The sequence below is a fragment of the Lactobacillus delbrueckii subsp. delbrueckii DSM 20074 = JCM 1012 genome, from assembly GCF_001433875.1.
Classification (GTDB): Bacteria; Bacillota; Bacilli; order Lactobacillales; family Lactobacillaceae; genus Lactobacillus; species Lactobacillus delbrueckii.
Window position 1 is genome coordinate 1 of the sequence record NZ_AZCR01000008.1, and the last position, 14,493, is coordinate 14,493.

General features: G+C 49.3%; 14 protein-coding genes and 2 pseudogenes. 2 read left to right on the forward strand and 14 right to left on the reverse strand.

The window, feature by feature from the left end:
- Positions 1-87: 87 nt before the first annotated feature.
- Positions 88-261: pseudogene (locus tag FD23_RS09130) on the forward strand (Rgg family transcriptional regulator); the annotation flags it as partial.
- Between the two features lie 226 nt (positions 262-487).
- Here the strand turns inward: FD23_RS09130 and FD23_RS02515 are convergent.
- Both FD23_RS02515 and FD23_RS02520 read right to left on the reverse strand, forming a co-directional pair.
- The gene (locus FD23_RS02515) at positions 488-751 is read right to left on the reverse strand and encodes a hypothetical protein (protein WP_003617057.1); all 264 of its coding nucleotides are present in this window, start codon (positions 749-751) and stop codon (positions 488-490) included.
- Between the two features lie 21 nt (positions 752-772).
- Positions 773-1,060: a TetR/AcrR family transcriptional regulator gene (locus FD23_RS02520; RefSeq protein ID WP_025895527.1), complete on the reverse strand. Its 288-nt coding sequence runs from the start codon at positions 1,058-1,060 to the stop codon at positions 773-775.
- A gap of 115 nt (positions 1,061-1,175) precedes the next feature.
- On the opposite strand from FD23_RS02520, the gene FD23_RS02525 reads away from it, so the two are divergent.
- Positions 1,176-1,895, forward strand: coding sequence for an ABC transporter permease (locus FD23_RS02525; protein ID WP_230844794.1), 720 nt, complete (start codon positions 1,176-1,178; stop codon positions 1,893-1,895).
- A gap of 94 nt (positions 1,896-1,989) precedes the next feature.
- Here FD23_RS02525 and FD23_RS09630 read toward each other — a convergent pair.
- The 12 genes and pseudogenes from FD23_RS09630 to gatC all read right to left on the reverse strand — a co-directional run bounded on the left by FD23_RS09630 (position 1,990) and on the right by gatC (position 14,490).
- Positions 1,990-3,394 (reverse strand): annotated as a pseudogene (locus FD23_RS09630) (IS3 family transposase).
- 82 nt (positions 3,395-3,476) lie between these two features.
- Positions 3,477-4,127: a Crp/Fnr family transcriptional regulator gene (locus FD23_RS02545; RefSeq protein WP_013439156.1), complete on the reverse strand. Its 651-nt coding sequence runs from the start codon at positions 4,125-4,127 to the stop codon at positions 3,477-3,479.
- A gap of 24 nt (positions 4,128-4,151) precedes the next feature.
- Positions 4,152-4,433 (reverse strand): hypothetical protein, encoded by a 282-nt coding sequence (locus FD23_RS02550; RefSeq protein ID WP_003617050.1) that lies wholly within the window; start codon positions 4,431-4,433, stop codon positions 4,152-4,154.
- A gap of 50 nt (positions 4,434-4,483) precedes the next feature.
- Positions 4,484-4,711, reverse strand: a complete 228-nt coding sequence (locus FD23_RS02555; RefSeq protein ID WP_003622541.1) for a heavy-metal-associated domain-containing protein — start codon at positions 4,709-4,711, stop codon at positions 4,484-4,486.
- 21 nt (positions 4,712-4,732) lie between these two features.
- The gene (locus tag FD23_RS02560) at positions 4,733-6,661 is read right to left on the reverse strand and encodes a heavy metal translocating P-type ATPase (RefSeq protein ID WP_052933560.1); all 1,929 of its coding nucleotides are present in this window, start codon (positions 6,659-6,661) and stop codon (positions 4,733-4,735) included.
- 147 nt (positions 6,662-6,808) lie between these two features.
- The gene (locus FD23_RS02565) at positions 6,809-7,369 is read right to left on the reverse strand and encodes a hypothetical protein (RefSeq protein ID WP_025895530.1); all 561 of its coding nucleotides are present in this window, start codon (positions 7,367-7,369) and stop codon (positions 6,809-6,811) included.
- Between the two features lie 852 nt (positions 7,370-8,221).
- The gene (gene rlmD, locus FD23_RS02575; protein ID WP_025895533.1) at positions 8,222-9,568 is read right to left on the reverse strand and encodes a 23S rRNA (uracil(1939)-C(5))-methyltransferase RlmD; all 1,347 of its coding nucleotides are present in this window, start codon (positions 9,566-9,568) and stop codon (positions 8,222-8,224) included.
- 2 nt (positions 9,569-9,570) lie between these two features.
- Positions 9,571-10,284 (reverse strand): TMEM175 family protein, encoded by a 714-nt coding sequence (locus tag FD23_RS02580; protein ID WP_025895534.1) that lies wholly within the window; start codon positions 10,282-10,284, stop codon positions 9,571-9,573.
- Positions 10,285-10,344: 60 nt separating this feature from the next.
- On the reverse strand, positions 10,345-11,271 hold the full coding sequence (locus FD23_RS02585) for a diacylglycerol kinase family lipid kinase (protein ID WP_025895535.1): 927 nt from the start codon (positions 11,269-11,271) through the stop codon (positions 10,345-10,347).
- Positions 11,272-11,306: 35 nt separating this feature from the next.
- Positions 11,307-12,737, reverse strand: a complete 1,431-nt coding sequence (gene gatB, locus FD23_RS02590; protein WP_003617022.1) for an Asp-tRNA(Asn)/Glu-tRNA(Gln) amidotransferase subunit GatB — start codon at positions 12,735-12,737, stop codon at positions 11,307-11,309.
- A 5-nt stretch (positions 12,738-12,742) separates the two neighbouring features.
- Positions 12,743-14,185, reverse strand: coding sequence for an Asp-tRNA(Asn)/Glu-tRNA(Gln) amidotransferase subunit GatA (gene gatA / locus FD23_RS02595; RefSeq protein ID WP_052933559.1), 1,443 nt, complete (start codon positions 14,183-14,185; stop codon positions 12,743-12,745).
- Positions 14,185-14,490 (reverse strand): Asp-tRNA(Asn)/Glu-tRNA(Gln) amidotransferase subunit GatC, encoded by a 306-nt coding sequence (gatC, locus tag FD23_RS02600; protein ID WP_025895536.1) that lies wholly within the window; start codon positions 14,488-14,490, stop codon positions 14,185-14,187. The genes gatA and gatC overlap by 1 nt, the downstream gene beginning before the upstream one ends.
- Positions 14,491-14,493: the final 3 nt, after the last annotated feature.

Genomic DNA, 14,493 nt, shown 5'->3' on the forward strand with positions numbered 1-14,493 from the left:
GATTTTTTGTGCTCTGATCCAGTGAAAACGATTTTTCTTACTGGATCGGAACAGTGTTCAGTTTAATTTTACAATCGGCGTGAATTAAATTACTACGAACAAACCGTTTTTCTTTACACAACAGGATATTTTGAGTTTATGAAGGGGAAACACGACGGAATTGAAAAAATGACAAAAGCCCTTCAGATTTTCAGTATTTTAGGTGATGAATCTCTTAAAGGCCTATATATCAATCACTTTTCCAAACACGTCGACATTTGACTACGTACACCAAAAAATCCCTCTCCAAAGAGCTATTTTCAAGCTCTCGGAGAGGGATTTTTTGTCACAGTTAGCGTAAATAGTCTCTTTATTTCAGGTAAGCCGTCAGTGCGCCGAAGATTGCCCGTACATCATAGCGGATCGGCTTGACCGGGGCAACAACTTTCTTCATCCCTAGCAACTGGTAGACCGCCATTCTAGAAGCTCGCACCGATATTCTTCGGTACTACGGCCGACTAGCCTCAAAGTTTTGTATTTGTTCTTTCAGCACCTGCTCAGTCACCTTCAAGACTTCATCCAAGCTAGCCTTGCCATAAATACCCGCCAACCAGTCCAAATATGCCGTGGCGATGGTCGCTGAATACAGGTCGCTGCGGATTAAGGCCTCAGTCTTTGAGCTGGGGCCATTTTGCAAATCCGGCTTGAGCAGTTCTTGAAAGCTGTTTTTAAAAGCCTCCCGAAAGTCCGCGCAGTTTCCAGCCTTGGCCACGTAGCGGAAAAAGTCGATTTCCTAGTACATCAGCTGGCTGCTGACGTGAAAAAGGTCGGCCAAATCTGCAGATTCTTTAGCGGCCAATTGTCTCTCAATTTCGCCAATCATGTCATCGATGAATTCCTGGAAGACGTCATCGAGGTTGTCATAGTGCTTGTAAAAAGTCATCCGATTTAGTTCTGCCTGCCGGGCTAATTCCGCGATGGAAAAATTTCGGTAGCCTTTTTGGATCGTCAGGTCGATATAGGCCCGGCGGAATTCCCGCTTGTTTTTTATAAAGCGGCGGTCAGTTGAGTTTTTGTACATTTTTGGTCAGCACTCCTAAGCAAAGTGATAATTAACGATCACTTTGCATATTATTGCTGATTGTCCCTTAACTTGCAAGCCGCTAGAATTAAATGCCGAAAGGAGCAATTTTCCAATGAACATTATTTCCAGCCTGCTCTCCAAATACCCGGCAGACCAGGTTACCCCGCAAGACTTTATCGACAAATTGACCATCGGCAATCCCGGCTGGCAAAGCGCCTATTTGGCCGTGCTTTTGACCGTCATTTTCGGCCTGCTGGTCTACATCATCCCGATCTACCTCACTGAAAAAGACCACCAGGGCCCTTACCCGCTCTACATGCACACCTTCTACTGCGCGGCGTACTTCATGGGGATCTGGGTCTTTTTGGACACTTGGTCCAAAAACGGCCACGTTGTCCTTTTCCTCTTGCTGGCCATCGGCGAAGCAATCTGGGTCTTGATGGAAATCTACAGCCTGCAGCGGGCCCTGACTTATGAAAAGGACATCAACTGGAAGCCGGGCACGTCCTTTAAGACGCGCCTGCGCGACGTCATCTTCCAAGTCTTGATCTTCTTGCTGCGCTTTGAGCTGCATGACAGCACCATGTGGAAATTCTGGATCTTTACCCAGATTTTGATCACCACGGTTCCGGGCCTGAGCTTGGAAAAGCAGGGCAGTCGGCAAGGACACAATGTCTGGCTGCACGTCACCTTGATCTGCGTCGTCATCGCCAGTTTCAATCCCTGGTGCAACATGTGGGCGATTGTCGCGCCAAAACTTTTCTCACCGGCCAACATCCCTGGTACTACATCACCGGGGCGGTCTGCCTCTTCTTCGCCGTCCATGGCTTGATCGTCTATCTCAAACTGCCGGCCAAAAAATAAGTTTAAAAAAATCTCCCCCTAGTAATGAAGTGCCATAGAAAAGTTAGACATTTTAGAAAATCTTAAATAGTTGCCATTACACGATCTCTGTATTTTACAGGGGTCGTGTAATTTAGTTTATTGGACCGTCTGATATTGTTAAACCAATATATGTAATCTTCAAGTTCTTGTTGGACTTCCTCCAAAGAATGCAGTTTAACTCGATTTAGTCTCTCACGTTTCATTAAGTTGAATATAGTTTCACCCGGTGCGTTATCGTGACAGTTTCCCTTTCTGGACATGCTTTGAACTAGTTCCATCTCTTTCAAGCGGGCTTGGTAGGTTGGACTTTGATACTGAGAACCTTGATCAGAATGGATAACTGGGTGGGAGTAAGCCGGTAGTTTGGTTTCCAATTCATCTAGCATACCCAATACTAACTCCATGTCGGGGGAGTAGCTAGCAATACATGCAAGGATCTCCAAAGAAGCCTCATCCACTACAGGCGAGATATAAACTTTCTTACCGTTAGTTAGTGCATATTCTGTAATGTCGGTATGGATAACATGATATGGCCTTTCTTCATCGAAGTGCTGCCGAAGAAGGTTATCAGCTACTTTTCCTACAGTACCTTTGTAGGAGCTGTATTTTGCAGTTCTCTTGTGATATAGCTCGGTCTTCAGCCCGATACTGCGCATCAGTTTACGCACTGTTTCCATCGCTAATTTAACGCCCCTGTCACGCAGAGCAGCCCACATCGGACGGTAGCCATACGTGCCTTGGCCTTCGTTGTGGTAGATATCTTTGATAAGATCTTTTACTTCGGCGTACTTATCCTTCTTAGCGATTCTTTTAAGGTTGTCGTAATAAGTCTTACGATTGAGATTAAGAGCTTTAAACAACTGTTTTAACTGAAATTCTGGGTGGTCTGCCCGGATATCACAAGTTATCTGTGTCTTTTGTCGATTGGATAGCGTGGATACCGGGCGGCCACTTTTTTGCGATGATGAGCTCCAATTCTAATTCTTTGATTCTGGCATCCTTTTCCAGAATTTTGGCCTCATATTTCTGCTTATCAGTTAGAGTACCTATTTGCTTATTACGCTTGGCTTTCTCGGTCTTCTTAGGCATTTTAGCGGGTCTACCTTTCTTGACAGGAAGGAGCGCATCTGGACCGCCTCGCTGGAACTTTTTAGTCTATGAATACACTTGTGACGGACTAATATTGAATTTAGCAGCTACCATATTACGTCCTACATCGGATTTTAGATAGTAGCTTACCACATCCAGTTTAAAGTCAACAGAATATTCTCTTTTGGTTCGCTTAACTTTTAAGCTTTCCAATCCATTAAGTTCAGCGGCTTTCACCCACGTACGAATTATTAACGCAGCGATATTATACTTTTGGCTTAATCCATTGTATGAGTCTCTGCCGTAAAGATAATCAGAAGCAATTTGTACTTTTAGTTCAGATGAATATTTGGTCATAAAAATACCCCACAATCGTTAGATGTCTATGTCTAACAATTGTAGGGCACTTCATAATCTAGAGGGAGATTTTGCTTGCCTATTACAAGTCCAGCAGGCCGTCTTCGTCGAGGATTTTCACCTGCTTGCCTGTCCTCTTCAGATAGCCCATTTTTTCAAGGAGTTTGAATTTGCGGGAGAGGGTTTCGGGAGTAGTTCCCAAGTAAAGGGCAATATCTTTCATCTTCATGGACAGCTGAACCTGGTCGCTGCCAGCCACCTTAGCCAAGTCCAAAAGGTAGCTAGCCAGCCTTTCTTCGACCCGCTCCATGGCCAGGAATTTGGTCTGTCTTTCGGTGGCCAGCAGCTTCTGAGCGCTGAGTTCCAGCAGTTTGAGGGAGAGCTGGGGATTTTCCATGAGGACCCGGTTGAAGTCGGCCTTGCTCAAGCTACAGATTTCCGTATTCTCCATGGCCTGGCCGAAGAAGCTGTCGTTTTCCAGGCCAAAAAGCTGCGCTTCACCTTCATAGTCACCCGGCTGGGCAACCCGGAGCAGCTGCTCGCGGCCGCTGGCGGACAGCTGGTAAACCTTCATGTTTCCCCGGGCCACGATCTGCAGCTTTTCATCCCCTGGCTGAAAAATCGTCTCACCTTTTTGATAGTGCCGGTGGCTGGCCAGGGAATTGATCTTAAGCTGATCTTTTTCAGGCAGGTCCGCGAATAAGGGAACCAGGCTGACACATATATGCTGCATTTTGCTCTCCTCTGCTGGTAAAAATTATCCCTGGACCAAGTGATCGAATTCTTCCAGGGTCTGGTAGGTCTTAGTCATCGCCCCGCAGGCATCGGCCGGAATGGTGTAATCCGCGGTCAAGGACCGCAGCTTGCTGAAGTCGGCAGTTAAGTCTTCCTGGCCGGCTCTCACCTTCTTTTGGATGTCTTCGTAAACCTTGCGGACTTCAAAGACTTCCGGGTGGTGAGCGCCATGGGCCTTGGTAATTGCTTGCGTATATAAGTCTAACATTTCGTCGTTCTTGTCAAAAAATTCCTTGATCATCATTTTTCTCCTTTTTCTTGATTAGTCGTTTTTCTTGTTTTTGCTTTTTTCTCTTATTTAGCGCTGGCCTTCAAGACGTCATAGCCGATATTCTTCACGGCTTGAGTGATCGTGTCCAAATTGGTTTTTTCCGGGTCGAAGTTGGCCTTGGCCTTGCTTGCGTTGAAGAGGACCTTGACGCTGGTCTTTTCAACCCCGTCAACATTGGCGATGGCCCCCGCGATCTTCTGCATGCAGGTCGGGCAGGCTAATGTTTCAAGTTGTAAAATTGCTTTTTTCATGATTTCTTGTCCTTTCTTTTTCTATTGGATACTTTCTATGCCCTTAGTATACGGGCCTGTTGCTTGAGAAAAATTGTTTTCTATCAACTTTCGCGATTTTTGTAATTTTGACCGGTAGGCCAGAAGGCGCATGGCGTTTAAGATTACAACCAGGATACTGCCTTCGTGGACAAACATCCCGATGGCCATGTTCATCCATGAGCTGGCTAACACGCTGACCAGCAGGACGGCTACGACAGCCAGGGCGATGGTGATGTTCTCAATCATGTTCCGCCGGGTGGCCTTAGCCAGGGCCAGGGCCCGCGGAATCCGGTCAAAGCTGCCGTTCATGAGGACCACATTTGAAGTCTCAATTGCCACGTCAGTCCCGCTGCCCATGGCAATCCCGATGTCTGCCCGGGCCAGTGACGGACTGTCGTTGATCCCGTCGCCGACAAAGGCCACGATTTCACCGGCTGCCTGCCGCTTTTTGACAAATTTGGCCTTGTCTTCTGGCAAAAGCTGGCCATATGCCTCAGTGAGGCCCAGTTCTTCCGCTACCAGGTCAACCGTCTTCTGGTTGTCACCGGACAAGAGGAGCAGGTTCTTGACACCCAGCTTCTTTAAAGCAGCCAGGTCTTCCTTGACCCCGGCCCGGATCTCGTCCTTTAAGCCCAAAGCAAGTTCCAGCTGCCCGTTTACAGCCACCAGAACCAGGGAATTGCCAGCACTTGCCAGCTTTTCCATGTCCCTTTCCATTTCTTTTGTAACTGGTACATGGTACTCGTCAAGCAAGTAGCGGTTGCCGACCAGGACCTGCTGGCCAGCTACTTGAGCAACGATCCCGCCGCCCTGGAGGACCTGGGAAGCTTCAACTTCTTTAGCTTCCAGGTCTTCATAGTAGCCAGTGATGGCTTTCGCCAAAGGGTGGGCAGATTCTTTTTCCACGCTGACCAAAAGCTGTTCAGCCAGCTGGCCCTGGCCGTACTTTTTCACCTGGCTGACCCGGGGGTCGCCGTAAGTCAAGGTCCCGGTCTTGTCGAACATGATCGTGTCGACCTTGCTGAACTTGGTGATGACTTCACTGCCTTTAAAAAGGATTCCCTGCTTGGCACCATTGCCGATTCCGGCCACGTTGGAGACCGGAACCCCGATAACCAAGGCACCCGGGCAGCCAAGAACCAGGATGGTTACAGCCAGTTCCAGGTCTTGGCTGATGAGGCCAACAATAATGGCCAGGAGCAGGACGACTGGGGTGTAGTACTTGGAGAAACGGTCAATTAGACGCTCAGCCTGGGACTTGGAGTCCTGGGCTTCTTCGACCAGTTCGATGATCTTGCCAAAAGTCGTTTCATCCCCGACTTTTTCCGCCTTGATCCGGATGGTCCCGTTTTCCAAAATAGTACCGGCATAGACCGGGTCGCCGGGCTTTTTGCCTAAAGGCATGGATTCACCGGTAATGCTGGCTTCGTTGGCCGTCCCGGAACCGGAGACGACTTCCCCGTCAACCGGGATCTTGCCGACGGTCTTGACCAAAAGGATGTCCCCTTCGTCCAGGTCGTCTAAGTCAACTTCTTCAAAGTCGCCGTCTGCCGTCTGCCGGAGGGCGGTTTCTGGCACCATCTCCACCAGTTCCTTGATGGCTGACCGGGTCTTGGCCAGGGTCCTTTGTTCAAGGTAAGCCCCAAACAAGAAGAAGAAGGCCACGATGGCGGATTCTTCGAATTCCTGGATGACGAAGGCACCTAAGATGGCCAGGGTCACCAGCAAGTCGATACTGATGACTTTGACTTTCAGGGCCTGCCAAGCGGATGCGGCGATCGGGAAGCCGCCGATGAGGGAGGCGGCCAGGAGCAGGCCAGACTCTGCTGTTTCACTTTTAAATAACCATTTTGCGGCAAAGGCCAGGACGATTAAGATGCCCGTAATTGCCGTCAGCCGGTTGCGATTTTTCATTAACCATTTTTGCATTGATCTTTTGACCTCCTTGCTTTGATGCTTTTAATATACCGGGAAAGCAGGATTTCCCAATTGATTTCTATCAAGATCAGGATTTTTGCAAAATTTTTTTACGAAAAAAGCCATCCAGGGGAATTTGATCCTCTGAATGGCTTAGTTTTAGTCGACGCGGTTGATTTTACCAGCCGCGATTGGGAGAGTGACGTGTTGGTCGTAATGGTCGTTGATCTTGCCGCCAACGCTTTCTGGCAATTCCAGGTCAGCTGGCACGCCGTGGATGTAGACCACCCGCTTGTCCAGGGCCAGGTCCTGGTCATTGAAGACTTCCTTGAACTTGGCTTCCAGCTTGGCTAAGTCGACATCTTTTTCATAGCTGTAGTAGCCGTTTGCGTCGGCAACTGGGTAGTTGTCGTTGGGGATGCACATTTCGTGCGGAGCCGCGTCCAGGGGCACCATAGTCGTGCCGGAGACCGGTTCGGTTTCCACGAGGTCGATAAAGCCGTCCTGGTTGGTGTCCTGCGCAAGGGTTGGCACTTGGGCATCCTTGCCGTCCGGGAAGCCATGGAAGTGTTCCCAGTGCTGGATGTTAGCCGGGGTGTCGAACATCTCCAGCTTGATGTGGAGCTTGTCAGCAGCAGTCGTGAATTCTACGTAGCCATGAGCCTGGCTGCCAATTTTTTCTGCGTTAAGAGCCGTAATGTCGGCGCGGTATTTAGTCATATTTTTTCCTCAACAAATCATAGTTATCGCTTTAACGTTACTTTAACGTTAAAGGAAGTTTTAACTACTTAAAAATAAGTATATTACGTCATGATTATCATGATTATCATGACTATCATGACTATCATGACTATATTGAGTATACCATATAATAAGCTTGCTTGCTATTTATAAAATAACGGCTTAATGGAATAAGTTTTATATAAAAATATCAACTATCTACTGTCAGCTTACGCCAGTCATCTTCTAAGATAGCCATCAAGATGTCGTCAGCGTACTGGCCCCTGTCGAAAACTGCATCCCGCAAAACTCCCTCCCGCTTGAAACCAGCCCGCAGGTAGGCTTTTTCCGCGCGGGGATTAAAAGAGAAGACGTCCAGTTCAAGCCGGTGGAGATGCGGAAGTTAGCCCGGCGCAGGTCCCAGTCGATTTCATTAATTACGCTCTCGCCAATAATTTTACCGTTCGGATCTATAATCAAGAAGAAGTATCTGTCCGTTTCTTCGATAGCTTTTAGGAAAAAAGAAGTCACTTCTTCCTTGGTAAAATGCTCTTTGCAGCCAGTCAGTCTGGACACTTCCTGTCCAAGGGACAGTAGTTCTGGAAATAATAATCGTCTACATCACTGGCCTTTGCCAGGCGGATTGTAAAGCCATCTTTTTGCCAAGTTGTCTTCATGTGACTGTTACTCCTTTCGTCCAGCCAGCTCTTTTTTTGTCCAATTTTGCCCGATTTTGGACGAAAGAGCAAATAATTGGACAAGAAAGTCCCCTCACGCTTAAACATGAAGGGACTCTTCTTTATCTTAGTCGGTAACTTAGTCACTTATCTTTTGGTCGGTTGACCGACTAAGTTATTCTTTCGTCAGCACGGTCACGCATTCCACATGTGGTGTCTGCGGGAACATGTCGACCGGGGAAACCAGGTCAGTCGTGTAACCAGCCTCCATCAAGAGCTGCATGTCCCGTACCAGCGTTGCCGGGTTGCAGGAGATGTAGACAACCTTCTTTGGACCAGTCTTAACCGCGGCATCGATAAATTCCTTGGTCAAGCCTTTTCTCGGCGGGTCGACAAAAATCACATCCGTCTTCAAGCCTTCAGCTGCCCACTTTGGCATCAGTTCTTCCGCCTTGCCGGCATAGTACTTGGCATTGTGGATCTGGTTGAGCCGGGCGTTGTTCTTGGCGTCCTTAACCGCTGCCTTAACCACTTCAACCCCGCGGACTTCCTTAACGTACTTGGCTGCGGACAGACCGATCGTCCCGATCCCGGAGTAGGCATCAACAATCAAATCGTCCTTAGTCAGACCTGCCTGGTCAATAGCCAGCTTGTACAAACGCGGCGTCTGCAAAGAATTAATCTGTAAGAAGGACTGCGGCGAGATTTCAAAAGTCAAATCACCAATCTTGTCATCAATGTATCTCTTCCCCCACAAATGGTAGTCGTGTTCACCCAAGATGACATTGGTTCTCCTCGGATTATGGTTGAGGAAGATCGACTTCACCCCGGCGATTTCCTTAATTTCATCTACTACCGCGTGCAGGCCTGGGAAGTCCCGGTCCAGACAAACCAGGACGACCATCATGTCGCCCGTAGCCGTCCCCCGGCGGACTTCCAAATATCTTACCTGTCCTTGATGCTTTTCTTCGTCATAGGCCGGAATCCGCTTTTCCCGCAAGATATCTCTGACTGCCAGCAATACCCGGTCAATTTCCGGATCATTGGTGAAAAAGTCCTCCAGCGGCACTAGGTCATGTGAGTGCCGGCGGAAAAAGCCAATCTCCAGCTGCCCCTTAACCATTCTGACCGGTACCTGGGCCTTGTTTCTGTAGCCAGTTTCCAAGGGACTTGGCAAAGTTTCCGCTACCTTGATCTGGTCCAAGTGGGCCTTGCTCAAAAGCTCCTTAACCTGCTTTTGCTTGAATTCCAGCTGCTTGTCGTACTTCAAATGAGCCAGGCTGGTCAGGCCGGTTTGCACGTACTGGCGGAGAGGCACCTTGACCCGGTCCGGGCTTTCCTTGACGATCTCAGAAATTCTGGCAAAAGCATAGCTCTTCTTGTCCTTCAAAATCTGCGCCTTGACCACTTCACCCGGCAGGGCGTTGTTGACAAAGACCGTTTCGCCATTAACATGGCCGACCCCCATGGCTTCATATGACAAGTCGGTGATTTCGACTTCGACGATTTCATTTTTCTTCATGATTATTTATCTCCTTTGCGGGCCCGCTGGCTCCGGTTATCTGGCATGACAAAGTTGATGATTGGGAAGGCCAGATACAAAATCATCCCCAACCTTGGCTGGACGAAAGATATCAAAATAAAGACCAAATTGAGCAGGAAGAGCCAGATGATGCGCAGCCAGGAAAACCAACCCCAGAACTTCCGGAAGGCCTTGATATGCGGCAGTGAGCTCCGCATCCCCACAATTTCCGTTGCCAGTTCAAAAATCTGGACCAAAAAATAGACGATCCCATAACAGACCACGCTCAAGACCGATAAATCCCCCATGATCCACTTTGTCATGACGGGAATCAGCGACAGACTGGCCAGAAAGGCAAAGTCACAGACCATGGTCATCTTGCCGGCCCGCATGATATGGAAACTGAAGGTATAGTGGATTTCATACCAGAAATTGGCTACTACGAAAAATGAAATCAAGTATATAAAAATCTGGCTGAAAAAGTCCTGGTAGGCACTCTTGGACAAGGGATCCGCGATCTCCACCAACACAATGGTGATGATAATGGCAATTACCCCGTCGTTAAACGTCATCACGTGTTCGGCCAATTTGGCTCCGGACTCCTTAATGGCCTTTTCCCGGTACTGGCGCAGCTGATCCCACTCGCTCTGCTCTTCTGGCGACAGAGGCTGCAGAGACCGCTTTCTTGCTAATTTTTTCTTTATACTGGTTATCATGCTTTTCCTCTAAACACAAAAATAGAGTCTGACAGAAGGTCAAACTCTATTATAACAGTTCTAACCGACGTAGAATTCGATCCGTTCCCGCAAGTTTTCAAAAGTTACCGGGAACATGCCGCCTTCTTCCCCGTCCAGGTTGACGGAAAGTTTGTCATCGCGGTTGTGGCCGATCAATTCCGCCTTCAGACTGGTCGTCTTGGTGTAGATGATGTTCGGGTCGTCCACGTGCTTGCCGTTCAAAGCCAAAGCCATCAGCCGGAGCAGGTTGCCCGGGTCGCTTGGCTTGACCACGATCAGCTGGAAGAGACCGTCTGAAAGTTCCGCGTTTGGCATGATCTTTTCAAAACCGCCAATGGAGTTAGTCATTCCCAATAAAAGCAGAGACAGCTTGCCTTCGTAAACGCCCTTGTCAAAAGTCAGCCGCATTTCGCATTCGCTGAGGTTTGGCAGCATTTCCGCCCCCTTGATCAGGTAGGCAGCGTAGCCCAGGGCGGACTTGACGTCTGAAGAAACCCCGTAGGTCAGTTCCGCCAAAGAGCCAGCAGCAGCGATGTTGACGAAGTACTTCTGGCTGCCGTCGCCGAAGTCGGCCCGGCCCACGTCCATCTTCTGCACCTTGTCCTTAAGAATCACTTTAGCCGCCGCAACCACGTCGTCGCGCGGAATCTTCAAGGCTCTGGCGTAGTCGTTGGTCGTCCCCGCCGGGATGATGGCCATGCGCGGGCGCTCTTCCTTAGGCAAAAAGGCGATCCCGCTCACAACTTCGTTGATCGTGCCGTCCCCACCGGCGGCCACGATCAGTGAAAAACCGTCCTTGGCTACCCGGGTTGCTTCATTTTGAGCACTAAGCGGAGCTGGCGTGGTTCTGAATGCACTGGCTTCATAACCCGCTTGTTCCAAAATATCTAAAATATCAGAAACGTTCTTCGGCATCTGTTCATGCCCTGAGACCGGATTGTAAATCAAGCGCGCGCGCTTAGTCATCTGCTTCACCTTTTTCTAAAAAATTTTCTCCTGCCTTAACGGCTGGCCAGGTCGGCCAATAGGAGCTTGTTGATCACCTTAGGGTTGGCCTTGCCCCGGGTCTGCTTCATGATTTGCCCAACCAGGAAGCCGATAGCCCGGTCCTTACCGTTCTTGTAGTCTTCAACAGACTGCGGGTTGGCGTCAACAACTTCCTTGACCATTGGTGCCAGGACGCTTTCGTCTGACAATTGCGCCATGCCGTTTTCTTCAACGTACTTCTTCGGGTCAGTGCCGTTGGCAACAGTTTCCGCGAAGACCTTCTTGGCAATCTTGGATGAGATCGTCCCGTCAGAAATCAGCTTGATCATGGCTGCCAGGTTTTCCGGAGTCAAGGCAATGTCCTTGAGTTCAGCATGCTTTTCGTTCAAGTAGCCGTTAACCTGGGTGTTCATCCAGTTGGCTGCTTGTTGCGGGTCAGCACCAGCTGCTACAGTAGCGTCAAAGAAGTCTGAGCTTTCCTTGTTTTGCAGCAAAACATTCGCGTCGTATGGCTTAAGGCCGTATTCATCAACGTAGATCTTCCGACGTTCGTCAGCCGTCTTTGGCAAGTTGGCCGCGATTTCATCAACCCATTCCTGCTTGATGTGGTATGGAGGCAGGTCTGGTTCTGGGAAGTAACGGTAGTCCGCGTCCCCTTCCTTGACACGTTCCAGGACAGTCTTGCCCGTGTTGGTGTCAAAACGGCGGGTAGACAGGCGAACCCGGCCACCGGACAGGAGGATTTCCTGCTGGCGCTTTTGTTCGTAAGCCAGGGACAGACGGACGTGTTCAAAGGAGTTCAGGTTCTTCATTTCAACCTTGGTCCCTAATTCCTTCTGGCCAGCTGGGCGGATGGAGATGTTGGTGTCAATTCTCATTGACCCTTCTTCCATCTTAACGTCAGAAGCCCCGGTAAATTGCACGATTTCCCGCAGCTTTTCCAGGTAGGCAACAGCTTCGTCCGGGTCAGTCATTTCTGGTTCAGAAACAACTTCCAAAAGCGGTACCCCTTGCCGGTTGTAGTCAACGTAGGAGAAGCCGTTGGTCCCGTGGGTGTTCTTACCAGCGTCTTCTTCGATGTGCATTTCGTGGATATGGATCTTCTTCTTCTTGCCGTGAACTTCGACTTCAACATAGCCGTTTTCAGCCAGTGGCTTGAAGAATTGAGTGATTTGGTAAGCCTTTGGGTTGTCCGGGTAGAAGTAGTTCTTCCGGTCAAAATGGGTTACCGGGTTAATGTGAGAGTGGGTGGCCAAAGCGACCATCAAGCCCAGGCGGTAGACTTCCTTGTTAACCATTGGCAAGGTACCTGGGTAACCCCAGTCAATAACGTTGGTTTCGGTGTTTGGCTTGGCCCCGTAAGTTACTGGTGAAGGTGAAAAGATCTTGCTCTTGGTCTTCAACTCAAAGTGGACTTCCAGACCGATAGTTGACGTAAAATTCATTTAAATTAATCCTCCAATCCAGCTGGTGTTTGTTCGTAGAACTTGTTGTTGCGTTCGATGAAGTCAGCTACTTGGAAGACATGGCCTTCGTCAAAGCGCTTGGCCATGATTTGGAAGCCGACCGGCATCCCCGTCGTTTCGCTCAAGCCGGCTGGCACGCTGGCTGCCGGAATCCCGGCCATGTTGACGGAAATCGTCAAGATGTCGTTGTTGTACATCTTGATCTGGTCAGAAATTTCTGAGTTCAAGTCAAAAGCAGTTTCGGTAGAAACCGGCCCGACAATAACATCGTTGTCTTCGAAGATCTTGTCGAAGTCTTGACAAATCAAAGTTCTTACCTTGGCCGCCTGCAGGAAGAACTTGTCGTAAGCGCCGGCGGACAGGGCGAAGGAACCCAGCATGATTCTCCGCTTTACTTCGTCGCCAAAGCCTTCTGACCGGGACTTGAGGAAGACTTCGTCCAGGTTCTTGGCTTCTGCCCGGTAACCGTAACGGATCCCGTCGTAACGTTCCAGGTTGGCTGAAGCTTCACTGGAAGCTATGATGTAGTAAGTTGGCACCACATACTTGGTGTGCGGCAGGGAAACTTCGTTGATGATGGCCCCGTTTGCCCGCAGAAGTTCGATTTGGGTTTCAACTGCCTTGCGGACGCCTTCTTCAACGGCGTCGCTCATGTATTCCTTAGGAACGGCAACCCGCAGGCCCTTGACGTCCTTGCCCAGGAAGCTGGTGTAGTCTGGGACTTCCTTTTCTGAAACAGTAGCGTCGCGGTCATCAGCCCCGGCGATCACGTTCAGAACTTCAGCTGAGTCCTTGACCCGCTTGCTCATCACCCCGATTTGGTCCAGTGATGAGGCAAAAGCGATCAAGCCCCAGCGGGATACCCGGCCGTAAGTCGGCTTGATCCCGAAGATACCGTTGAAAGATGCTGGCTGGCGGATTGAACCACCGGTGTCACTACCCAGGGCAGCAACCACTTCACCGCTGGCAACAGCCGCTGCAGAACCACCGGATGAACCGCCTGGCACCTTGTTTAAGTTCCATGGGTTCTTGGTGGCACCGAAGTAAGAAGTTTCAGTGGATGACCCCATGGCGAATTCGTCCATGTTGGTCTTGCCGATGATGGTAGCTTGGGCTGCCTTCAGCTTGGCAACAACAGTTGATTCGTAAACTGGTTCAAAGTTGTACAAAATGTGGCTGGCTGCCGTCGTCTTCAAGCCATTGGTGATGATGTTGTCCTTGATGGCAATCGGCACGCCGGCCAATTTGTTGTTAAAGTCAAGGTCTTCTGCTGGCTTAGCATCTTCATCTACAGTGATAAAGGCGTTGATCTTTTCGTCAGTCTTCTTGATGTTGGTGATGGTGTCCTTGGCCAATTGGTCAGCAGAAACAGCGCCGCTCTTCAGCTTGTAGTTTAAGGAATCGATCGTTTCGTTTAAGTAGTTCATTATTGGTTATCATCCTTATCGATAATTACAGGTACCTTGACAAAACCATTGCTCTTGTCAGGAACGTTCTTCAGCATTTCTTCGCGGGTCTGCCACTTTTCAGGAACGTCTTCTCTGAAGACAGTGTCGCGATCAACTACTTGCACCGTTTCTTCAACGCCAGTCGTGTCAACGGCTTGAAGTTCTTCTGCCATTTCCAGAATCTTCCTCATTTGCGAGGTGAACTTGGCCAGTTCTTCTTCACTGAACTCAAGCTGGGCTAATGTCGCAACGTGCTTGATAGTATCATTTGTTACCTTTTCCACTTA